The organism is Aureimonas altamirensis (assembly GCF_001463885.1).
GTDB classification, from domain to species: domain Bacteria; phylum Pseudomonadota; class Alphaproteobacteria; order Rhizobiales; family Rhizobiaceae; genus Aureimonas; species Aureimonas altamirensis.
This window is the reverse complement of the sequence record NZ_BBWQ01000001.1, coordinates 340256-362545: the sequence shown is the minus strand read 5'-3', so window position 1 is coordinate 362545 and position 22290 is coordinate 340256. Positions and strand designations below refer to the sequence as shown.

The window sequence follows — 22290 nt, the reverse complement described above, 5'->3', positions numbered from 1 at the left end:
AGGCAGATCCTGTCACTTGGACTTCAGAAAGATGTCTAGCCCGACCAGCCGGTCGAGCAGCGCGATCGCCAGCGCGGCGCAAACGATGAAGACGACGGACACCGCCGCGAGATCCGGGGTGATGATCGAGCGGATGGAATTGTAGATCTGCACCGGCAGCGTCACCGTTCGCGCGTCGGTCAACAAAAGGCTGACGAGGAACTCGTTGAGCGCGAGAATGAACATCAGAAGCGCGCCGCTGATGACGCCGGGCATCACCGCCGGAAGCGTAACGTGAAAGAAGACCGCCAGGGGCCGCGCCCCGCAATTGGCCGCCGCCAGCTCCAGGTCCGGGTCGAGGCCGGAGGCGCTGGCAGTGACGGCCCATATCATGAAAGGCAGGTTGATGACGCAGCAGGCAAGGCCGATGGGCCAGATCTGTCCGAGCATGCCCCATTGCCCGAACAGCAGCATTAGCCCGATGCCGGAGCCGATGAGCGGGATGGTGAAGGGCAGCAGCAGATAGATCTGAAGCGTCTTTTCGAAGCGGATCGCATATTTGGCAAGGGCAATGCCGGCCAGCGTCCCCGCCGGGATCGCGATCAGCGTGCACACAGCCGCCACTTTCAGCGATCGGAAGAAGGCGTTGCGCAGGTCGCTGGCCGCGGCGATCTGCCGATACCACTGCAGCGAAAACCCATCCGGTGGAAACGCGACGATCTTGCCCGAGGTGAACGACGCCCCCAGGACGACGATCGTCGGCGCGGACAGTACGACAAGCACAAACGCCACCATCGTCCAGATGACGACGGTCTTGGACAGGGGCTGGGTCATTTTCGCTCCCGCCCCATGGCCAGCGTGCCTGCGCCGAACAACGTGAAGACAAGCCCCACCGCCAGCGAGCCGACCCCGACCAGGACAAGCGTCAACGCCGCCCCCATCCCCTGGTCGGAGGTGCGGAAGAACTGGTCGTAAATGGCATTCGCGATGAAGTCCTGCGAACCTCCGCCCAGTATGGCAGGCATGGCGAAATCGGTCAGCGTCAGCGTCATGACCACAAGGCCGGCGCCGATCAGGCCCGGCCGTGCCATCGGCAGCACGACATGGACGAGGGTGCGCCACCAGTTGGCCCCAAGCGAGCTGGCTGCTGCCTCCACCTCTTCCGGGATGGCGGTCAGCGCCGGCGACAGCATCAGCACCGCGAAGGGCAACATGTACTGGACGAGACCGAAGATGACGGCCGGATAGTTGTAAAGCAGCCGCATCGGCGGCACGCCCACCAGCCCCATGACCTCGTTGACGATGCCCTGGTTGCCGAGAATGATGAGCCAGCCATAGGCGCGGACTACCTGCCCGATGAAGAACGGCAGGAAAAGCGCGATCAGCAAGATCTTCCGCAGGGTCGCGGACGGCGTGCGCACCATCAGGTAGGCATAGGGCAAGGCGAAGACGAGGCAGATGCACGTGACGATGACCGACGCCAGCAGGCTGCGCCACAGCACCGTCCAATAGAGTCCGGTCGTGAAGATGCGGCCATAATTCTCGCCCGTCAGAGTTTCGGACGGCAAAAACGTAGCCCTGTCCAGCACGCGCAGGCTGGCATCGCCGATCTGCACCAGCCCCAGGGCCAGAAGCATGACCAGAAGGATCGCCGGCAGCAGCATCAGCCACGGCACGGCACGGTCCAGCCCCCGCGGCCACACGGCCGCGAGGGTGGCTTCCAGCGCGTCCATCACGCGCCAGCGGAGGGGATAGGCGGCGTTGGCCATCAGCCCTGCATGATCGTCTTGAACCGGGCGAACCAGTCGCTTTCATGCGCCACCTGCACCGCTGTCGGTATGCGGATCAGATGCTCGAAATCCTCCGGCTTGGTCGGATAGGACGGATCGCCCGCCAGGCCCTCCGGTGGCGTCAGGCCGGGCACGACACCGGGCAGGCCGAGGCCGTTGAGCCAGACCTGCTGGGCATCCTTGGAAATGGCGAAATTGATATACTGCTTTGCCCAGTACAGTTCGTTCTCGGGCAGACCCTTGGGAATCCACAGGCCATCCGTCTCGAACTTGGCGCCCTCCATCGGCACCACCCATTCGATATCGATGCCGTTCTTCTGGGCTTCGCGGGCGTTGGTGGAGATCGTCACCGCCAGGTCGATCTCGCCGTTCTGGAACCAGTTGGTGAAATCCGGGTCTTCGCCCAACAGCGGTTGCTGGTCCTTGACCTTGGTGATGAAGGCCCAGGCGGCGTCCATGTTGTCGGGGATGTCCTCCAGCTTGCCGCCGCCCGCCACCTGCGCCGGGAAGTGGAAGCCGATACCGTCGTTGTAAAGGGCGATGCGGCCCTTGAAGCGCGGCTCCAGCAACACCTGAAGCGAGGTCGGCGGCCCGTCCGGGAAAGCTTCCGGGCGATAGGCCAGCACGTAGACATATCCGTAGGTGTTGACGATGGGCACGCCTTCGAGGCCCACCGGCTTGGCCAGTTCGGTCGTCTCGGCAAGGTTGGGCAGGTCGGACAGATCTTCGGTCACGCCCCGCAGCGCCGACTTGGTGGCGTTGGTCGTGGTGTCCCAGTTGACGTGGATCGGCGGCACCCGGCCCTGCGCCACCGCCGCCCAGACCTTCGGCTGGATCTCGTTGTCCTCCGTCAGGTCATGGCGCACGGCAATGCCGGTCATCTGCGTGAAGGGCTTGGACACGCCTTCATCCAGGCTCGCCACCCAGGAGCCGCCCCAGGCCCGCACGATGATCTCGCTTGGCTTCTCGGGCTCCGCCTGCGCAAACGCGGCAATGGGCGCGCCGATGGCCGCAAGGCCGCCAACCGCCGCCGTTCCGGCCAGAAAGCGACGCCGCGACATCGCAAGGGGGGAAATCGTCTTATGAGCCATTCTCGAAGTCTCCATCTGGTCGGCAGGTTTACATCAGTGGGTGAAGATCAGCAGGTCGGGCGCATTCCACCCGACTGCTATGGGGTCCCCGGGCGCGAATTGGCGGTGCGTCGCAGGGTCATGGTCGAAGACCCGCAAGACCGGGCCGCCCTCGCCCGCTGCGACTTCGTAGACGATCCGCTCCCCCTCGAAGATCACGTCCATGACGGTGCCCGACCAGCGGTTGTGACAGTCGGGCAGCGCATCCAGATGCGCGCCGATGCGGATCTGCTCGGCACGCAGAGCGCCGGTGACCGTGTCGCCTGGCCGCGGCGCGCTGCCTTGCCCGGCCCATCGCCCCGAAAGCGGCAGCCCGCCGACGGAAAAGAAGATGTCGCTGCCCTCGACCGTCGCCACGGGCCCGGACATGAAATTGGTTACGCCGATGAACCCGGCGACGAAGGCGTTGGCCGGCTTGCGGTAGGTGTCGACCGGCGCCGCATTCTGCTGGATGGTCCCCTTGTCCATCACGATGATCTCGTCCGATACCACCAGCGCTTCGCGCTGGTCGTGGGTCACGTTGATCGTCGTTACCCCCAGCTCTTTCTGGATGCGCCGGAATTCGAGCTGCATCTCTTCGCGCAGCTTCCGGTCCAGGGCCGCCAGCGGCTCGTCCAGAAGCAGGAGATCGGGCTCGAACACCAGCGCCCGGGCAATGGCGACACGCTGCTGCTGGCCGCCCGAAAGCTGGTGGATGCGGCGGTCGGCATAGGGACCGAGTTGCACAAGATCGAGATAACGTCGGACGCGGTCCGGTATCGTCCGCGCATCGAAGCGGCGCATCTTCAGCGGAAAGGCAACGTTGTCGGCCGCCGTCATATGGGGAAAAAGCGCCAGCTTCTGGAAGACCATGCCGATGGAGCGGCGATGCGGCGGCACGGCGCTGACGGGCGCGCCGTTGATGTAGATCTCACCCGTGGTCGGCCGCTGGAAACCTGCGATCATGCGCAGCAACGTCGTCTTGCCGGATCCGGATGGGCCAAGGATAGTCAGGAACCGGCCGTCCGCAAGATCGAAGCCGGCGTCCCGTACGGCGTGGACGCCGTCATACACCATGCTGACGCCGCGCACGGATACTGCGGCTTGCGCACCGGGGTGCCGGGCATCTTGCCTGTTGGGTGCCGACGGCATGGACGTCTCCCGTTTCCTGCACCGAGGGACAAAGCTACCTCGGATATGTCTATACAAATGACCGCGGGGCGGTCAATCCAGAAATTAGGCAGAAATAGTTGCTGCCGAAAAAGTATGCATATCAGATGGAGGCCAGGTAGCCTCCGTCGATGGCGATGCACTGGCCCGTGACGTAGGCGGCGGCATTGCTGCATAGGAAGGCCACGGCGCCACCGACATCTTCCAGACGGCCGAAACGACCTTGCGGGACGCGGTCCAGCATGCGCTTTGCCCAGGCCTCGTCGCCATAGAACACCTCTGTCATGTCGGTGCGGAAATAGCCGGGCGCGATCGCGTTGACGCGGATGCCGAGGGGCGCCCATTCGGCAGCCAGGGCACGCGTCATTCCCAGCAGGCCGGCTTTGGAACTGCCGTAGGCAACCGCCGTCGGTACGCCGACAAAGGAGGTAAGAGAGCAGAGATTGACGATCGCGCCGCCGACGCCGCGCGCCGACATGCAGCGCGCTACCGCCTGCGCGCAGAAGAAGCTGCCCTTCAGGTTGGTATCCAGGATGCTGTCCCACAAGGCGGCGTCGACATCGAGCGAGGGGCGCACATTTTCGATGCCGGCATTGTTGACCAGGATATCGACTGGCCATTCGGCGTTAAGCGCCGCCAATGCGGTTGGTGCGCCGGCCGTGTCGCGAACGTCCATCACAAGGGCGCGTGCCGACACTCCGGCCTTTAGAAGGGCGGCGACCGCCTCGTCGAGCACGGCCTGGTCCCGGCCGGCCAGGCAGACTTCGGCTCCCATCCGGCCGAGCGCCTGTGCGACGGCGCGGCCGAGCCCTCGCCCGCCACCCGTCACCACCGCGCGCCGGCCGACAAGGCTGAACATCGCCGGATCGAACATCGTGCCCTGCCCCCTCGCGAATCCCATCATGATCCACCAGAGGTTTACACACCGCGCAGGTAGGCGATGCAAGGCATATCAAAGTTGGTGCATGGTCACCGCGTTTGCCGCTCGGTCAGCCTGGCCGCAAGCGCGGCGCACTGAACCCTGATGTCGGGTATGGCGGTGACTTCCCAGAACAAGGCCCGCGTCACCGGCCCGACGCCGAACAGGCGGCTCGATGCGCGGCCCTCCGCGTCGAGGACCGCCCCGGTCCTGTCGGTCTCGATGCCGATACGCAGGGGGTCCACGCGGGCCAGCCCCGTCCTGACGAGTTCGGCAGCCAGTGTGTTGCCGCCCGACATGGGGTTCCGCAGGATGCCGGTACAGTCGATCACGCGCCGCACATCGATGGCCATCTCTTCGCCGCCGCGCCGGCGCACCGTCAGCCGGGTTCGTCCCGCCTCGGTCTGCCAATCGACGACCCGCCCGGCGACGATGCTCAACTGCCCGTCATCCATGGCTTGCTGCAATGCCTTTGCCGCCTGCGGCGCCATGCGATGGCGGTGCACCTCCCAGAAGGTTCGGGCGTGACGCAGGAAGCGCGCCCGCGCTTCCAGGCTCATCGATTGCCAAAGGGCCTGGGTATGCGGGCGCACCGCGTCGATCAGATCGCGCCAGTCGCCGCCGCGCCCCGCATGCCATTCGGCCGCCTGCCGCAGCCAGCGCAGCAGGTAGGTGGGGCTGGTACCGAAGGGGATGTCTGCGGCATCCAGCAGAAACGGCGTGGCATGCCTTGTATGCACATGCGGCAGCAGGCCGCGCCGGGAAACAGCGGTGATACGGCCGCGATGGCCGCTGCGACGCAGTTGCGCGACATTGTCGACCATGGAGAGGCCTGTACCGATGATGGCGACGTCGTCATCCTCGGCAAGTCCGAGTTCGGACAGCGCCAGCCATGGCCCGACAACTCCCGAGCCGGGCTCCGGCCTTGGCTCGGCATGGCCGGTTGCCAGCACGACGCGGTCGGCAAGTTCGGTGCGCCCGTCCTTCAGGGCCACGGCCACGCCGCCGCGCAGTTCGGTAAGGGCGGTACATTCGCCCTCGATCAACTGCAGCCGGCCTTCGGCCGCACCGAGAATATCTTCGAGATAGGCGCGGTAAAGGCGGCGCGGGACGAAGCAGAACGGATCGCTGCAGTCGATGCCTTCGGCGCGGTCGCCCGAAGTCAGCCAGCGCCAGAAATGGTCGGCATCGTCCGGGTAGGCGCTCATGCCGCTGGCACGGGTGTTCAGGAGATGGTCGGGCTCGTCGGTGGAATAGGCGATGCCGGCGCCGAAGCTGGGCCGTCTTTCGACAAGCGCCACGTTGAGCGTATCGGGACCGCACTTGAGAAGATGCGCTGCCAGGATGACGCCACTCGCGCCCCCGCCGACAATGAGGATGCGGTCGGTTTTCATGGCCTTTGCCCCGACCGCCGCGTCGTCAGGGCGCGTAGACGGCAACGCGTTCCGCCGTCGCATGCCCGCCGAACGGGCCAATGCCGAAGATGCATGCCGCGACCAGCCCCACGGACAGGATGGCCGCTACCGCGGACGCGGCCGTGGCGCCGGCTGTTGACTGACGTTGCGAACGATCGTGCATAAACTGCCCTTCGTTGGTCGACCGGTTGATGGTAGATGCTCGCTGCAGGCATGGATAGGGATCGATTATCCATTATTTTACTGGATTGAGAACGATCTTGCTTTCCGGGCCCGTCATGCGCTGCGCCGTGCCCTGTCGGCTGCCGGCGAACCGGCCTCGGGCCGTGGCAGGCCAAGATGCTGGCGCAGGGTCTCGCCGCGATACTCACTCCGGAACAGGCCACGCCTGCGCAGAAGCGGCACGACTTCCTCGGTAAACAGCTCGAACTGCGCCGGCAGGATCGGCGGCATCACGTTGAAGCCGTCGGCGGCCCCGGACTGGAACCAGTCATCGATGGTGTCGGCGATCTGCTCCGGCGTTCCGACCGTTGCAAAGTGCCCGCGTGCGCCCGCCAGCCGTGTCAGAAGCTGCCGCAGGGTCAAGCCTTCGTCCAGGGCAAGACGTGCGATCCCCTGGGCCCGGCTCAGCGAAGCCTCGACCTTGGTGGGGTCCGGAAAGTCTCCCGCGGCAAGCGGCCTGTCCAGCGGCAACGCTGTAAAATCATGGCCACCGAACCGGTTGGACAGATGCTGCAGGCCGGTTTCCGGTCGGTTCAGCTCTGCCAGTTCCGCCTCCACCCGATGCGCCTCCGCCTCGGTCGATCCGATGGTGGCGCTGATGCCGGGCAGGATCACGACATGATCGGGCCTGCGGCCCAACGCCTGCGCCTGCTGCTTGATGGCGCTGTAGAACTCTTTCGCCGAACCCTTGCCGCTGTGGGCCGTAAAGATCGCTTCCGCCCATGTCGCGCCGAAGCGGCGCCCCGGCTCGGACGAGCCGGCCTGCACGTAGACGGGCCGTCCCTGCGGCCCGCGCGGAATGTTGAGCGGGCCTTCCACCTTGCTCCACGGGCCGTCATGATGGATCGGGCGAATCTTGGCCGGGTCGAAGTAGACGCCGCCTGCACGGTCGTCCAGCACCGCGTCGTCGTCCCAGCTATCCCACAGGGCCGTCACGGCCTGCAGGAAATCCTCGGCGCGCTCGTAGCGCTCGCCATGCCCCACCTGGCCGACATGGCCGAAATTGGCGGCAGCCGCCGGCGCCCAGCTTGTCACGATGTTCCAGCCGACGCGCCCGTTCGATAGATGATCCAGCGACGCGAACTGCCGGGCAAGGTTGTAGGGTTCCGTATAGGTCGTCGATGCGGTGGCGATCAGCCCGATGCGGCTTGTGACCGAGGACAGCGCCCCCAGAAGCGTCAGCGGCTCCAGGCCGCCCTGCGCCGAATGTCCATGGCGCTGGCCGAGCGCCAGAACGTCGGCCAGAAAGACGGCATCGAAGGCGGCCCCCTCCGCAAGGTCGGCAAGGCGGCGGTAATAGTTGAAGTCGGTCAACGCCAGCGGCGAGGCATCGGGGTGGCGCCAGGCGCTTTCGTGATGCCCTCTCGTGTGGACGAACAGGTTCAGGTGCAGTTCGCGGCTCATGGCGGCCTCCATCGGTTTCGTTTGTCAGGCTGCGGCGACTTCAACGCCCAGCGCGGCCAGAAGCTCGCTTCTCAAAGTCTCGAAGCCTGCATGCGAGGCGCGGCGCGGATGTGGAAGGCCCACCGCCCTGTCGAGGGCAATCCGCCCCTCGTCCATCACCAGCACACGGTCGGCCAGAAGAAGGGCTTCGTCCACGTCGTGGGTAACGAGGATGACGGTGGGCTGCTCCTGCGCAACGAGCTCGAACAGGAGCCCGTGCATCTTGACCCGCGTCAGCGCGTCCAGCGCCCCGAAGGGTTCGTCCGCCAGCAGTAGCTGCGGCCTGCGCACCAGCGAGCGTGCCAGCGCCACACGCTGCTTCTCGCCGCCGGACAATGTCGCGGGCCATGCGCCACCCTTGTCGCCAAGGCCGACGCGCCTCAGCATCGCCAGTCCGCTGGCCGCGGCATCGGCGGCATGGAACCCGATCGTGACATTGTCGAGGACGCGTTCCCACGGCAGCAGCCGCGAATCCTGGAACAGGACCGACGCCCGTTCCGGCACGGCCATGAAACCCTCGCGCTCGGCATCGTCGTCCAGGCCGGCCAGCGCCCGCAGAAGCGTGCTCTTGCCCGAGCCCGACCGACCGATGAGGGCGACGAACTCGCCTTCGGCGACATCCAGCGTAATTCCCCGCAGAACCGGCTTGTCGCCGAACCCGCGCGACAGGCCGCGCAGCCGCACTGCGGCCGTCGCCGCCCCGTGATTCACTGCGCCGCTCATGATCCGATCGCCTTTCGATAGGACAGGGCCCGGCCTTCCCACCATCGGACGAGGGCATCCGACGCAAGGCCAAGGAACGCGTAGATGAAGAGCCCGACGACGATGATGTCGGTTTGCCCCCAGTCGCGGGCGCGGCTCATCAGATAGCCGATGCCGTTATTGGTGTTGATGAGCTCCAGAACCACGAGCGACGTCCAGCACATGGTGGTGGCCAGCCGAAGCCCGGTGAAGAAGCCGGGCAGGGCGCCCGGCAGCGCGACGCGCCGGATAAATTCGGCACGGCCAAGGCCCACCGTCCGCGCCAGCTCCACATGTCCGATGTCGATGCCGCGCAACGCGGCATGGGTATTGATGTAGACCGGCACCATGACGCTGGTCACGATCAGGAAGACCTTCATCGTCTCGCCGATGCCGAGCCACAGGATGGCCAGCGGTATCAACGCCAGCGTCGGCACCGCACGCTTGACCTGCACGAGCGCGTCGATGGACGCCTCGCCCGCGCGCGTCAGGCCCGCGGCCAGCGCCATCACGAGGCCAAGCACGACGCCGATCAAAAGGCCGGAATAGGCCCGCATGGCCGATGCTGCGAGGTGGGGCCACAACGTGCCGTCGACGATCATGGTCCAGCCGGTCGCCAGCGCCGTCGAAGGCGCCGCCAGCATACGCTCGGGCAGCAGGCCGGCCTGCGACGACAGTTCCCACGCCAGCAAGACGACGGCAGGGCCGGCCAGACGGCCCACGGGGCCCAGCTTTTCCGGTGTCAGGCGTACGGGCGGCCGCCGTGCCGCGGATGCCGGCCGGGATGCCTCGCGGGCGGCGCGCACTGCGCCGACCGGCCCGGTGACGATGTCGATCAGGCTCATCGGTCGGTTGCGGCCGCAATCACCGCATCGAACCGAAAATCGAACTCTTCCGAGGCATCGAGATGGCGCGGCAGTCCACCGGCGGCATGGATGACGTCGATCAGGCCCTGCTGGGTTTCCACCAGCTCGCTCAGGGTTGGAAAGGACGGCTCGCCTTCGGCTTGCGCGGCGGCAAGGCCCTCTTCCGGCGGCAGGCGCTGCAACCCGATATAGTAGGTATCGGCCCATTCCTGCGTATGCTCGGAGCGCCATCGGTTGGCGTCGATCCATCCCCGCACGAACTGCGCGATGGCTGCCGTCTTGCCCGGATCGGCCAGGGCTTCGGGACTTGCGTAGAGATAGGAGAGCGTGCGCGGAAGCCGGTCATGCTCGGCCTCGGGCAATGCGCTGGCCCCCGGAAAGGTCTTGATGTAGCGAGAGTAATGCGGCTCGTTCAGCACCGCCACGTCCACCTGGCCCGCACGCACGGCATCCGGCATGTCGGCAGCCTTCAGGCCGACGAATTGCACGTCCTCCGGTGTCAGCCCCGCCACCTTCAACGCATTCAGGATGAAGGGCTGGCGCCCCGTCCCTTCGGCATAGCTGAGCTTCTTGCCTTTCAGATCCTCCAGCCTGTCGATCTGCAATCCCGGCCTGACGGCCAGATGATAATCGACTTCGGTGGTGGTGACGGCGCCCACGATCGGCAGCACGAGGCCAGATGCATGCGCCTGGATGGGCGGCGTATTGCCGACGACCGCCAGGTCCAGCGCACCGGCGCGGAACGCCTCCAGTATGGCCGGCCCGCCCAGGAAATTGGCGTAGGTGACCTCGGAGCCCAGCTTGTCGGCCTCGCCCGACGCCTCCATCAGCGTGCGCAAAACCTCGTTCTGGTCCGCGACCGTCAAAGTCGTTCCTGCCGGCACCTCGCCGCCCAGCGGCTCGCTTGCCCATGACGCCGCTGCCGCGACCGTCATGCCCAAAGCCAGAAGCCCTTTGATGCTCCAATGGATCGTCATGCCCGCCTCGTCTGTCCCGTTCGGCCCATTCTGGCCTTCGGGGGCGAGCTTAGCCGGACGGCGGATGCGTCACAGGCATAATAATCTATCTTTCAAGTAGACTGATGGAATTTTCGTCCAGGGTCGTGGGAGGCGTTCCACAGCCCCCTGCACCATGCCGACGTCGCCGGAAGTTCGCACAGCCGCGATTGGCAAGCCGCCGAAGCTGGCCTATGCAGCATCATGCGCATCACAGCTCTTGCCGCCCTGCTGGCCACACTGTTCTTCGCCCATTCGCCTGCCGCCGCCTGGACGGCGCAGGAGGTGGAAGAGCCCTATGCCGTCACCGGCCGCACGGGCATTGAGCTTTACGACTCCATCGGCGAGCGCGGCCCATCTGCCGGCGCATCGCGCGCCATCGCGGTCACCACGTTCAAGCTGACCTGGCAGCGGGATTATCGCCCGAGCGCCGGGGGCTGCGTGCTCCAGTCGGCCCGGCCAAGGCTGATCATCACCTATCGCCTGCCCAAGCCCTCGCAGCGCCTGCCTGCCGATGTCGCCGCAAGCTGGCAGCGTTTCATCGACGGCATGCGCGCGCATGAGCGTGTCCATGGCGAGCATATCGTCGACATGGTGCGCCGGATCGAGGCGGTCTCCGTCGGCCTCACCGTGCCGAACGACCCGTCCTGCAAGCGCATCCGCGAGGTTCTCACCGAAAAGCTCGGCGCGCTGTCGCAGGAGCAGCGCGCCCGCAGCCGGGCCTTCGACCAGGTGGAAATGAGCGATGGCGGCAATGTCCATCGCCTCATCCTGGCGCTCGTCAACGGGCCTTGAGGCTAGGCGAGGCCCAGCACGCTGAGGCCCGTGTAAATGCCGAGGAGCACGATGGCGACCGACGAGACCGCCAGCACCACATTGAACAGGTTGCTGCCCCGGATTGCCGGATCGGTCTCGTGCTTTCGCAGATACCAGACGGCAACCACGGCGGCGAGAAGGAAGATACCGGTCGTCACGCCGCCGATCTGGATCATCAGGACGGGCGATTGCACGAACAGGTAGGCGGAGCCCCAGACGATGGGCAGGGCCACGGTGAATATGCGGATCCAGCGCATCCTGTCGGCGGTATGGTGCCAATCCAGCACGCCGGCCACCGCCAGCAGGTTCACATACATGCGCGCCCAGCTCGGAATGGCCGCCCACAGCGTAGAACCCAGCACCGCGATGGCGCCGACCAGGAACAGGATGCCTGCCCACTCGCCCAGCGTATCGGTATACATGCGGGAGACGGTGGTGATCATGTCGTTGCCGCGCGGCACGAGGCCCTGAGGCTCCAGTACCGCCGCGCCCATCAGGTAGAAGGCCAGCGTGCCGAACGTATAGATGCACCAGGAAAGGAACGCGTCCTTGTACATCACGGCGATCCAGCCGCGAGCCCGCCGCTTCCAGGCCTCCGAGCCGTCATTCGGCCCGACATGCCGGGCATAGCCCTTTTCCACGCACCAGTAGGTATAGAACGTCAGTTCGTCGGCGCCGACGCCGGTGATGCCGAACATGGCGATGGCCGCCCCGATGGCACCCGCCGGAATGGTGAAGGCAAGGCCCGTAAGAAGATCGTCCATGCCGTAGGCGAAGGGCGTGAAGGGCAGGCCCAGGGCTATGGCTATGGTGACCAGCGAGAACGAACCCACCAGCAGGATCGCACCGCGCTCGATAAGGCTGTAGTTGTTCGAGTACAGCAGGAATATGGACGCCACCGCGATGATGACCGTCCAGATGGTCAGCGATGTCGCGCCCAGCGGATCGCCACCCAGCGGCATCAGGATGGAGAAGGCGACCGCGGTGCCGCCGAGAACACCGCCGACCTGCAGGACTTTCGACAGGGCCATGACGGCCCACAGGATGTTGATCCAGCCGATGCCGCCGATCTGCGGTGGAACCTTGTTGTAGCCGGTCAGCGCCGGCTGCCCTGTGGATATGGTCCACCGCGCAAGTTCCACCTGTACGGCCACCTTCACGAAGGTCGATGCGATCACCAGCCAGAGCAGCGCGAAACCGGCTTGCGCACCCAGCGTCGTCGTGGCGATCAACTCGCCGGAGCCGACGATCGAGGCCGACAGGATCAGGCCCGGGCCAAGATGCTTGAGGCTGTGGCGCCAACCGACCGGCGGCTCCATGATGGCATCCGGCGTCAGGCGATAGGGATCGTCCTTGTCGACGCCAGCCGGCAAGTCCACGACGGTGGAGCTCATGTCTTTCCTCCCGATATCTGCATTGTTTTTCTATTTATTGGCCATGCAGACTATCCGACCGTCGCTACCCCGCAAGTTTGTGACAATCACTTTTTAACATGACCGGTTATCGGATCGCGCGTTCCTGCGCATCGAAGGCGTGCAGCTTGCCCGGCTCTGCCGCCAGCGACACTGTCGCGCCCCGCTCCAGCATGCGGTTGCCCTGCAGCTTGACGACGACGGGCTCTTCGCCGACGCCGATATCGACATAGGCCAGGGTCACCTCGCCGAGGGGCTCGATCAGCTTGACCGTGCCGGACAGGATGCCCTCTCCCGCCTGTGCCAGCGTCAGATCTTCCGGCCGCACGCCGACATGCACCGTCTTGTCGGGCAGGGTCTGCGGCGCGGACAGGGCCGATGCCGGCACGATGTTCATGGCGGGAGAGCCGATGAAGCGGGCGACGAAGAGGTTGTCGGGCTGCGCGTAAAGCTCCATGGGAGACCCCACCTGCTCGATCCGCCCCTTGTTCAGCACCACGATGCGGTCGGCCAGCGTCATCGCCTCGACCTGGTCGTGCGTCACGTAGATCATGGTGGTGCCCCGCATCCTGTCGTGCAGCTTGGCGATCTCGATGCGCGTCTGCACGCGCAGCGCTGCATCCAGGTTCGACAGGGGTTCGTCGAACAGGAACACCTTGGGATCGCGTGTGATGGCCCGCCCGATGGCCACGCGCTGGCGCTGGCCACCAGACAAGGCCTTGGGCAAGCGGTCCAGATAGGGGTCTATCTGCAGGATCGAGGCTGCCTCGCGGACGCGCCGGTCGATCTCCGTCTTCGGCGTACCCTTCTCGAGCGACAGGCCGAAAGCCATGTTGTCGTAGACGCTCATATGCGGGTACAGCGCATAGGACTGGAACACCATGGCGATGCCCCTTTCCTTCGGCGTCCTGTCGTTGACGATCTGGCCATCGATGGAGAAGGTGCCGGAGCTGATCTCCTCCAGCCCGGCGACGATGCGCAGCAAGGTCGACTTGCCGCAACCGGAAGGCCCCACGAAGACGACGAACTCACCGCTGGTGATGTCGAGGTCGATGCCGTGCAGCACGGTTACCGCGCCGAAGGATTTGGTGACACCGGCGAGCTTCAATTCGGCCATGACTTAAAACTCCGGATAATCAGCCCTTGACGCCGCCGGCGGTCAGCCCGGCGATGATCTTGCGCTGGAAGATGAGGACGAGAACGATCAGCGGCAGCGTCACGACGACCGACGCCGCCATGATGGTGCCCCAGGGTATTTCCTGCTCGGATGCGCCGGACAGAAGGGCGATCGCCACCGGCACGGTGCGCGTTTCGTTGCTGGCCACGAAGGTCAGCGCGAACAGGAACTCGTTCCATGCCGCGATGAAGGCCAAAAGGCCCGTCGTCACCAGCGCCGGCCACATCAGCGGCAGAAACACCCGCGTGACGATGGTGAATGGCCCGGCGCCGTCCACGATGGCCGCCTCCTCGATCTCCTCCGGCAGGTCCCGCATGAAGGTGGTGAGCACCCAGACGGTGAAGGGCAGTGTGAAGATCATGTAGGCGAAGATCAGCGAGAACAGGCTGTTGTAGATGCCCATCCACCGAACCATCTGGAACAGGCCGGCCAGCACGGCGATCTGCGGGAACATCGATACGGCCAGGATGGTGAGCAGCAGAAGCCCCCGCCCCTTGAAGCGGATGCGCGACAGCGCATAGGCGGCGGTGACGGCCAGGAAAAGAGAGATGATGACGACGGCGGTGGCGACGATCACCGAATTCAGCACGTTCTGCAGGAAGACGCCGTTGTTGAAGACGCCCTCGTAATTGGCCAGCGAGAAGCTTCGCGGAAAGTAATCCACCCGGAACAGGTCGGTGCCGGATTTGAAGCTGGTGACGATGGCGTAATAGAACGGGAACACCGAAAACACGACGATGAAGAGGACGAGCGCGTAGAAGCCCGCCGTCCGGGCAAAGGCAGCCATCAGCGATCTCCCGACAGGTTCAGCCGCGCCATGCGGATATAGGCGATCGTGCTGAGTGCGATGACCAGGAACAGCAGCGTCGAGGCTGCCGATCCGTAGGCGAAATTGTCGAACTGGAAGAGGTTTTCCTGCGCGAAGACACTCATCGTCTTCGTCTCCGCATTGTTGGGCGTAAGCACGTAGATCAGGTCGAAGACGCGCAGCGCGTCGAGCGCACGGAAGATGACCGCCACCAGGATGGCCGGGCGGATCAACGGCAGCGTCACCTTGAAGAACACCTTCACCGGGCTGACGCCGTCGATTTTGGCGGCCTCGTAGACGTCGCCCGGCACCATCTGCAGCCCGGCCAGGATCAGCAGCGCCATGAAGGGAGTCGTCTTCCAGACGTCGACGATGATGACGGCCCACAGCGCCGTGTCGGGCGAGGCGGTCCACGCCACCGGGGAGGAGATCAGGCCGACGGTCATCAGCATGTCGTTGAGGATGCCGAACTGGTCGTTCATCATCCAGGCCCACAGCTTGGCCGAGACGATGGTGGGGATTGCCCAGGGGATCAGAACCGCGGCGCGCACGATGCCGCGTCCGGGGAAGCTGGCGTTCAGCACCAGGGCGAAGATGGTGCCGAGCACGGTTTCGATGGAAACCGAGATGGCCGTAAACCACAGCGTGTTGCGTACGGCACGCCACCACTCGTCGTCGAGGAGAAGGCCGAACCATTCGCCCTCCCCATCGCCGTAGTCGACATATTCCAGATAGTTTCGAAAGCCGACGAACTCCGCCGTTCCCAGCGATGACAGGCTGGCATCGGTCAGCGAAAAGCGGATCGTCTGTGCCAGCGGCCATGCCGCCACCAACGCAAGCACCAGCAGCATCGGCGCCAGGAACAGCCATGCCGCGCGGCGGCGGCTGCGCGCCATCCGGTTGCCGCCTTTTCCGGTTCTAGCCTCGGCAGTCACCATCTGAAACCTCCTCCCCGGTCATGCCGCGTCGCGGCGCTTACCACTCGGCGCGCTTGAGCCGGCGCAGCGCCTTGTCCAGGCGGTCGAGGTTGGAGGCCGCGTCGCCGCGTCCCGACAGGGTCTGGTGAACGGCTGTCCAGAACTCCTTGGACATTTCGTTGTACTTGCCCTTGGTGGCCGCCGACGGGCGCGCCGTGGCCGTTTCGATGACCGGCTTCCAGTTGGCGACGATGGGCTGGGCCTCGGCCACTTCCGGGTCGTCGTAGACGCTGGGAATGGTCGGCATGCGCGACTGGTTGATGGCGCGGGTCTTCTGCCATTCGGCGGATGTCAGGAAGCGGACCATCTCGATGGCGGCCTCCTGGTTCGGCGAATGCTTGGAGACGGCGACATTCCATCCGCCGAGGCAGCCGGCCGGCTGCCCGCCCTCTCCCATCGGCAGTTGCACCACGTCGAACTTGTCCTTTACGGCGCTGTCGTCGCCGCGCGACAGGGCGTAGGCGTAGGGCCAGTTGCGCATGAAGACGGCATTGCCCGTCTGCCAGACACCCCGCGCCTCTTCCTCCATGTAGCCAAGGACGCCGCCCGGTGCGATCTTGTTGATCCAGCCTGCCGCGCGGTCGATGGCGGCGGCGGCCTGCGGATTGTCGATGGTGATCTCGCCCGCTTCGTCCACGATGGTGCCGCCGCCCGAGCTGGCGATCCATTCCAGCGCATTGCAGGTCAGGCCCTCATAGGCGGAGCCCTGGAAGACGAACCCGTTCAGGCCGCCATTGCCGGCCTCCCGCTCGGCCGTCACGATCTCGGTGGCGATCTCCTCCAGCTCGGCCCAGGTCTTGGGCGGCTGTTTGCCGTATTTCTCGAGCAGATCCTTGCGGTAATACAGCGCCGGCGCGTCGGTATAGAGCGGCATGGCGACAAGCTTGCCGCCCACGGTCTGGGCGTCGATCACGGCCGGGAAATGTTCGCCGACGCGGTCGGCCATCGCCTCGGACAGGTCGACGAAATTGTCGGCTAGCTGCGGCGCCCAGATCACGTCGGTCCGGTACACGTCCACATCGGCATTTCCGGCCGCAAGCCAAAGGCGATACTGGCCGAACTGGTCGGTGGTGGAGGCCGGCATCTCGACGATGCGGACCCGGTGGCCGCTTTCCTTCTCGAAGGCGTCGAGCGCGGCGCGCATCTCCTGCACGTCCTTGCCGACAGAGCCGAGCACGATGGACAGATCGGCTGCCAGGGCGGGGTGTACCGACAGGGCGGCCGTGGCCGCCAGCGCGGCGAGTGCTTTGCGAAGCTGCATTTCGATGGTTCCTCCCGTGATCGAAACCCGCTCTCCCGGCGGGCATGGTTGGTGCGCCCTCCTCAGGCGGCTTTCAGCATCCTTCCTTCCGCGTCCGAGACGAAGGCCAGGTCCAGCAACCGCTGCACCTCGGCGGCGCGGCGAAATGCGGGTTCGCCGTTTTCGCCCGACATCAGCGCCAGGGCGAACCGCTGTTCGTTGCGCGGCGTTTCCGGACAATCGACCGGCTTCCACGTCGCCGTCTCGATATCCGCCCCCAGGCAGGCCGACAAAGTGGAGGTGTGCTGGTTGGCCCAGATCTTCAATGCGCCGCGCGTACCGTAGATCGAGAGGCTCAGATCGTTGAGGTTGCCCGTGGCGAACCGCGACATGTGCACCACGCCCAGCGCGCCGTTGGAAAACTCCACCGTCATCGCCACGCTGTCGTTGACGTCCAGCGTATAGGGGCCGATGGCGCCGCCTTCGGCCTTGTCGAAGGTGCGCATGCGCGCCTGCAGCGCCGCCACATCCAGGCCGGTGCCGAAGGTGGCGAAATCCAGGATGTGGATGCCGATATCCCCGAGCACCCCCTTGGAGCCGTGCGCCGACGACAGCCGCCACAGCCAGCGCTCATCCGTCCGCCAGTCGCCCCAGTGGCTGCCCGTCAGCCAGCTCTGCAGGTAACTCGCCTCGACATGGCGGATATCGCCGATCTCGCCTGCCGCAACCATGCGCCGCGCCATCTGCACGGCATGGGCGTTGCGGTAGGTCAGGTTGACCATGTTGATAAGCCCGGCGCGCTCCGCCGCCTGCGTCATCGCCATGGCGTCACCATGGTTGAGCGCCAGCGGCTTTTCGCAGAAGACCGGCTTGCCTGCGCCGATCAGCTCCAGCGTCGTCGCATAATGCGCCGCATCCGGAGTGGAGTTTACCGCAGCGTCGAAACCGCCCTCTTCCAGCGCATGCGAAAGCGAACCGAAGGACTGTCCCATCCCATGCAGTTCGGCGAAGCTGCGTGCGCGCTCGAGGTTGGTATCGATGGCGGCCGCCAGCTCGATACCGGGGATCGCGCTGAAAATCTCGGCATGCCGGTGCGCGATGGCGCCCGTGCCCAATATGGCAAGCCGCTTTTTCATCGATAGCCCGCCTCGCCCTTCTTGTGCAGCGACGCGCCCTTGGGCGTCAGCTTTTCACGTGCCTGGTCGTAGGGCCGGTTCGGCGCCTCGGACACGTCCCGCCACGGCTCGGCCGGGTTGTAGGCCCATCGGACGGCGTTGCGCAGCACCGTCTGGATGGCCGCGTCGTGATAGATGGGATAGGTTTCATGGCCGGGCTCGAAATAGAAGATGCGCCCCGCGCCGCGCTGGTAGGTCAGGCCCGACCGGAACACCTCACCGCCTTCGAACCAGGAGATGAACACCGTCTCGAGCGGTTCCGGCACCAGGAACGGCTCTCCGTACATTTCCGAGTTCGGCAGTTCGATCGCCGTATCGATGCCCTTGGCGATGGGGTGGTTGCGGTTGATGACCCAGAGGCGCTCCCGCTCGCCGGCCTCGCGCCAGCGCAACGAGCAGGGCGTGCCCATGAGCCGCTTGAAGATCTTGGAGAAATGCCCCGAATGCAGCACGATCAGGCCCATGCCCTCGGCCACGCGCTGCTGCACCCGGTCGACGATGGCGTCGTCCACCTGCCCATGCGCCTTGTGGCCCCACCACAGGAGCACGTCCGTCTCGTCCAGCCGCGCCTGCGTCAGGCCATGCTCGGCTTCCTGCAGGGTTGCCGTCGTCGCCTCGATATCGCCTTCGGCCGAAATAGCCCTGGCGATGGTGCGGTGGATGCCATCCGGATAGACCTTCTGGACGATCTCGTTTTCCTGCTCGTGGACGAATTCGTTCCACACGACTGCCCGTATGCCCATACCAGAAATCTCCCTTGGCGCTCTCCCAAAGCGCTTTGATTGCAAGTTGAAGCGCTTTGGATGTAGTGTCAACCTCGGATTTCATTCGATCGCCCTGATCGGATATGGGGAGGAGACGGGCCGTGGCCACGAGCCTGAAGGAACTTGCGGCATCTCTCGGACTGTCGCAAACCACGGTAAGCCGCGCTCTGAACGGCTATCCCGAGGTTGGAGAAAAGACGCGGCGGCGCGTGCTGGAAGCGGCGGAGCGAGCCAATTATCGGGCCAGCACCGCGGCCCGGCGGCTGGCCACGGGACGCGCGAATGCGTTGGGCCTCGTCTTCTCGACAGAGCGCAACATCCTGGAGCGACCGATCGTCATGGATTTCCTGACCGGCGTTTCGGAGACCGCCGCCCGCGAGGGGCTGGACATCGTCCTGACGCCGACCCGCGCCGGCGAAGAGGCCGATGCCTGCATGCGCCTTGCCACCAGCGGGCTGGTGGATGCCCTGGTGCTGACCTCTCCGATCCTCGACGAGGTCCGCACCAGCGGCATCGCCGACCTTGCCTTTCCCATCGTGGCGCATGGCAGGCCGCTGCACGGGCAGAGCGTACCCTATCTCTCGATAGACAATTTCGGTGGTTTCAAGCGGGGCGCGCAGCATCTGATCGAGCTTGGCCACCGCCGCATCGGACTGGTCAACGGAGAGGCGCGGCAGGCCTATGCGCAGGACCGCACCGAGGGCCTTGGCGCAGCCCTCGACGAAGCTGGCATCGCCAGGGCCCAGAACCTCATCCGCTACGGACCGCTGACTTTCACGCTTGGCTATCAGTCGACACTGTCGATTCTCGACGAACCGCAGCCGCCGACAGCCCTTCTCGCCTCGTCCGTCCTTGTCGCCCTCGGCGCGATGAAGGCGCTGGCCGAGCGCGGCCTGCGCGTCCCGCAGGACATGTCGATCGTCGCCCATGACGACGAGGTTGCGGCGTTTCCACCCTCCATGGCGACGCCGCAACTGACGACGCTCAACTCGTCCATCCGCGCGGCGGGGGCGCGCATCGCCGAGATGGCGCTGGAGCGCATCGCATCGGGCGGGGCGCCCGTCGCATCGGAGGTCTGGCCCGTGCCGCTGACAATACGCGGGTCCACGGCCGAAGCTCTGGACTAGCTGTCGAACGAGGCCGTCGCGCTCATTGCCACCGGGCCGCCGGGCCGGGCCGTCCACAGGTTGAACGCGCCGTTCTCTTCCGTTGCGTTGAGGGTGAAGCGCGTATCGTCGAACAGGGTGGAAAGGCTGCGGAAGGCAAAGGTGGCCGGCGCGCGCCCCCGCAGTCTTGCCGCGAAATGATACAGCATCGTCGCCTGCATCGGCCCGTGCACGACGAGGCTGGGATACATCTCCACCCCGGTCGCATATGGCTTGTCGTAGTGGATGCGATGGCCATTGAAGGTCAGCGCCGAGTAGCGGAACAGAAGCGGCGCCGTCGGCACCACCTCCATGACATGGTCCCCGGCTTGCGCAGCCGGCGGTTGCGCCTTTGGCGCGGTCGACGATTCCGCCTCGCGGTAGACGATATCCTGGCGTTCCACGACAGCGACATCGTCGCCGCTGGAAATCTCGTGCCGTACCGTCACGAAGCACAGCCGGCCGGTGCGCCCTTCCTTCAGAACGACATCCTCGATCGTCGAGCGCCTCGTCACGACATCGCCGATGGTCAGCGCGCCACGCATCTCGAACCGGCCACCGGCCCACATGCGGCGCGGCAGCGGCACCGGCGGCAGGAAACCGCCGCGCGCCGGGTGCCCGTCCGGCCCAAGCTCGCTCATCGGTACGGCCGGTGGCGCGATGCACAGATGGATCAGTTCGGGCGCGGGCTCGCCCGTCTGCGTGGCGCCGGGCAGTTCCAGCGTGGTGCGAAAGCGCTTCACCAGCTCCGGCGACAGCAGTTCCGAAGCAATGTCCTGCCGGCCGATCCACTGGCGCAGATGGTCGATATCGACGGTTTCGGGCACGCCGCTCATTCGGCTGCCTCATGCGCCGGGTGAAGGTCGGAATGCTCGCCGATGGCCGGCACCCGGCCATAGATACGCTCCTGCCCGGCCACGACGGCCGCCGGAGCCGGCAAGGAAACAGACCCATTCGGCGTTTCCACCACGATGCGGCGCAGATGCGGGTGCTTCGACAATGCCGCCATGTCGTTGACGGAGGCGAAGGCAACTTCCGCCCGCGTCAGGGCGTCGGTGGCTGCGGCCTCTCCCATCGTGGCGAACGCGGCCGATACGAGTGCATCTGTTTCTGCCCGATGGCGCACGCGCGCGACGTTGGACGCAAAGCGCGCATCCTTCGGCAGATCGGGCTGTCCCAGGAAGACATCGCAGAACTTGACCCATTCGCGTTCGCTCTGGATCGAGATCAGGAACACGGTTCCGTCGCCGGCGGTGAAGATGCCGTAAGGCGCAATGGACGGATGGGCGAGGCCAATGCGGCGGGGGCTTTGCCCGCCCTCCTCCTGCAGCAGCGGCACGGCCAGCCAGTCGGCCATCACGTCGAACATCGACACATGGATATCGCAGCCCTTGCCGCTGATGCCACGCGCGATCAACGCTTCCAGGACGGCGGCATGGGCCGTGGCGCCGGTGGCGATATCGACAAGGGATATGCCGACGCGCGCCGGCTCCGCCGGCCCGCCGGTAATGGAGGACAAGCCGGATTCGGCCTGGATCAACAGGTCGTAGGCCTTGCGATCCGCCAGCGGGCCGCTGGCCCCGTAGCCGCTGATCGTGCAGTTGATCAGGCGCGGATTGGCGGCGCGCAGGGCGTCCGCCCCCAGACCCAACCGCTCCAGCGAACCGGGTTTCAGATTCTGCACCAGCACATCGGCGCGCGATGCAAGGTCGCGCAGGACGGACAAATCGTCCGGCTTCGTCAGATCCAGCGCCAGCGATTCCTTGCCCCGGTTCAACCAGACGAAATAGCTGCTCTGTCCCTTCGCGACGTCGTCATAGCCACGGGCGAAGTCGCCGCTCGGCCGCTCCACCTTGACGACGCGCGCACCGGCATCGGCCAGCCGGGCGGTGCAGAAGGGGGCGGCTACGGCCTGCTCCACCGCCACGACCAAAAGACCCTCCAGTGGCAAGGCACTCTTCATGCGGGACGTCTCCTCCGGGACATGCAGTAAAATCCTGCGGGCATTGTTCCAGTACGCCCGCACCGCCGCAAAGATGCTTTTGGGCTGGCGCCCATAGCGAACTTCTATGGAGACGCCAGAACCAGCCGTTATGCCCGCCAGACCGAAGCTGTCTTTGCCTGCGC

Annotated in this window: 22 protein-coding genes; 2 read left to right on the top strand and 20 right to left on the bottom strand. The window is 65.6% G+C overall.

Translation table 11 applies throughout. The annotated features are described in order from the left end of the window. Positions 1-12: 12 nt before the first annotated feature. The 11 genes from AUL31_RS01645 to AUL31_RS01600 all read right to left on the bottom strand — a co-directional run bounded on the left by AUL31_RS01645 (position 13) and on the right by AUL31_RS01600 (position 10631). Positions 13-813, bottom strand: a complete 801-nt coding sequence (locus AUL31_RS01645) for an ABC transporter permease (protein WP_060600338.1) — start codon at positions 811-813, stop codon at positions 13-15. After that, positions 810-1748 carry an ABC transporter permease gene (locus AUL31_RS01640; protein ID WP_060600336.1) on the bottom strand — a complete coding sequence of 313 codons (939 nt, stop codon included), beginning with the start codon at positions 1746-1748 and terminating at the stop codon, positions 810-812. The genes AUL31_RS01645 and AUL31_RS01640 overlap by 4 nt, the downstream gene beginning before the upstream one ends. Beyond that, entirely contained in the window at positions 1748-2860 is a 1113-nt protein-coding gene (locus AUL31_RS01635) for an ABC transporter substrate-binding protein (RefSeq protein ID WP_060600334.1), read from the bottom strand. Before AUL31_RS01635 ends, AUL31_RS01640 begins: the two co-directional genes overlap by 1 nt. 33 nt (positions 2861-2893) lie before the next feature. Further along, positions 2894-4030, bottom strand: a complete 1137-nt coding sequence (locus AUL31_RS01630; protein ID WP_060600333.1) for an ABC transporter ATP-binding protein — start codon at positions 4028-4030, stop codon at positions 2894-2896. A gap of 121 nt (positions 4031-4151) precedes the next feature. After that, entirely contained in the window at positions 4152-4922 is a 771-nt protein-coding gene (locus AUL31_RS01625; RefSeq protein ID WP_060600331.1) for an SDR family NAD(P)-dependent oxidoreductase, read from the bottom strand. Between the two features lie 95 nt (positions 4923-5017). Then, positions 5018-6361 (bottom strand): FAD/NAD(P)-binding protein, encoded by a 1344-nt coding sequence (locus AUL31_RS01620; protein WP_060600329.1) that lies wholly within the window; start codon positions 6359-6361, stop codon positions 5018-5020. A 25-nt stretch (positions 6362-6386) separates the two neighbouring features. Continuing rightward, on the bottom strand, positions 6387-6545 hold the full coding sequence (locus AUL31_RS20160) for a hypothetical protein (RefSeq protein WP_156417277.1): 159 nt from the start codon (positions 6543-6545) through the stop codon (positions 6387-6389). A gap of 113 nt (positions 6546-6658) precedes the next feature. After that, a complete protein-coding gene (locus AUL31_RS01615) occupies positions 6659-8008 on the bottom strand; it encodes an LLM class flavin-dependent oxidoreductase (protein WP_060600511.1) in 1350 nt (449 codons plus the stop codon). Between the two features lie 24 nt (positions 8009-8032). Continuing rightward, positions 8033-8770, bottom strand: a complete 738-nt coding sequence (locus tag AUL31_RS01610; protein ID WP_060600327.1) for an ABC transporter ATP-binding protein — start codon at positions 8768-8770, stop codon at positions 8033-8035. Further along, on the bottom strand, positions 8767-9633 hold the full coding sequence (locus AUL31_RS01605; RefSeq protein ID WP_082646720.1) for an ABC transporter permease: 867 nt from the start codon (positions 9631-9633) through the stop codon (positions 8767-8769). The genes AUL31_RS01610 and AUL31_RS01605 overlap by 4 nt, the downstream gene beginning before the upstream one ends. Further along, positions 9630-10631 carry an ABC transporter substrate-binding protein gene (locus tag AUL31_RS01600; RefSeq protein WP_060600325.1) on the bottom strand — a complete coding sequence of 334 codons (1002 nt, stop codon included), beginning with the start codon at positions 10629-10631 and terminating at the stop codon, positions 9630-9632. Before AUL31_RS01600 ends, AUL31_RS01605 begins: the two co-directional genes overlap by 4 nt. 222 nt (positions 10632-10853) lie before the next feature. On the opposite strand from AUL31_RS01600, the gene AUL31_RS01595 reads away from it, so the two are divergent. Next, positions 10854-11444: a DUF922 domain-containing Zn-dependent protease gene (locus AUL31_RS01595; protein ID WP_060600323.1), complete on the top strand. Its 591-nt coding sequence runs from the start codon at positions 10854-10856 to the stop codon at positions 11442-11444. A 2-nt stretch (positions 11445-11446) separates the two neighbouring features. On the opposite strand, the gene AUL31_RS01590 is transcribed toward AUL31_RS01595, so the two are convergent. The 7 genes from AUL31_RS01590 to AUL31_RS01560 form a co-directional block, all read right to left on the bottom strand. Continuing rightward, positions 11447-12859, bottom strand: coding sequence for an Nramp family divalent metal transporter (locus AUL31_RS01590; protein ID WP_060600321.1), 1413 nt, complete (start codon positions 12857-12859; stop codon positions 11447-11449). A gap of 106 nt (positions 12860-12965) precedes the next feature. Beyond that, the gene (locus tag AUL31_RS01585) at positions 12966-13994 is read right to left on the bottom strand and encodes an ABC transporter ATP-binding protein (RefSeq protein WP_060600319.1); all 1029 of its coding nucleotides are present in this window, start codon (positions 13992-13994) and stop codon (positions 12966-12968) included. Positions 13995-14013: 19 nt separating this feature from the next. Continuing rightward, positions 14014-14841: a carbohydrate ABC transporter permease gene (locus AUL31_RS01580; protein ID WP_060600317.1), complete on the bottom strand. Its 828-nt coding sequence runs from the start codon at positions 14839-14841 to the stop codon at positions 14014-14016. After that, positions 14841-15800, bottom strand: a complete 960-nt coding sequence (locus tag AUL31_RS01575) for a carbohydrate ABC transporter permease (protein ID WP_060600315.1) — start codon at positions 15798-15800, stop codon at positions 14841-14843. Before AUL31_RS01575 ends, AUL31_RS01580 begins: the two co-directional genes overlap by 1 nt. A 37-nt stretch (positions 15801-15837) precedes the next feature. Continuing rightward, positions 15838-17100 (bottom strand): ABC transporter substrate-binding protein, encoded by a 1263-nt coding sequence (locus AUL31_RS01570; RefSeq protein WP_060600314.1) that lies wholly within the window; start codon positions 17098-17100, stop codon positions 15838-15840. A gap of 62 nt (positions 17101-17162) precedes the next feature. Then, positions 17163-18215, bottom strand: a complete 1053-nt coding sequence (locus tag AUL31_RS01565; protein WP_060600312.1) for a Gfo/Idh/MocA family protein — start codon at positions 18213-18215, stop codon at positions 17163-17165. Continuing rightward, positions 18212-18997 carry a ThuA domain-containing protein gene (locus AUL31_RS01560; RefSeq protein WP_060600310.1) on the bottom strand — a complete coding sequence of 262 codons (786 nt, stop codon included), beginning with the start codon at positions 18995-18997 and terminating at the stop codon, positions 18212-18214. Before AUL31_RS01560 ends, AUL31_RS01565 begins: the two co-directional genes overlap by 4 nt. Before the next feature lie 122 nt (positions 18998-19119). On the opposite strand from AUL31_RS01560, the gene AUL31_RS01555 reads away from it, so the two are divergent. Then, entirely contained in the window at positions 19120-20145 is a 1026-nt protein-coding gene (locus AUL31_RS01555) for a LacI family DNA-binding transcriptional regulator (protein ID WP_060600307.1), read from the top strand. Here AUL31_RS01555 and AUL31_RS01550 read toward each other — a convergent pair. Then, positions 20142-20999, bottom strand: a complete 858-nt coding sequence (locus tag AUL31_RS01550; protein ID WP_060600305.1) for an HTD2 family dehydratase — start codon at positions 20997-20999, stop codon at positions 20142-20144. The two genes, AUL31_RS01555 and AUL31_RS01550, sit on opposite strands and share 4 nt — an antisense overlap. Further along, a complete protein-coding gene (locus tag AUL31_RS01545) occupies positions 20996-22126 on the bottom strand; it encodes a CaiB/BaiF CoA transferase family protein (RefSeq protein ID WP_060600303.1) in 1131 nt (376 codons plus the stop codon). Before AUL31_RS01545 ends, AUL31_RS01550 begins: the two co-directional genes overlap by 4 nt. Positions 22127-22290: the final 164 nt, after the last annotated feature.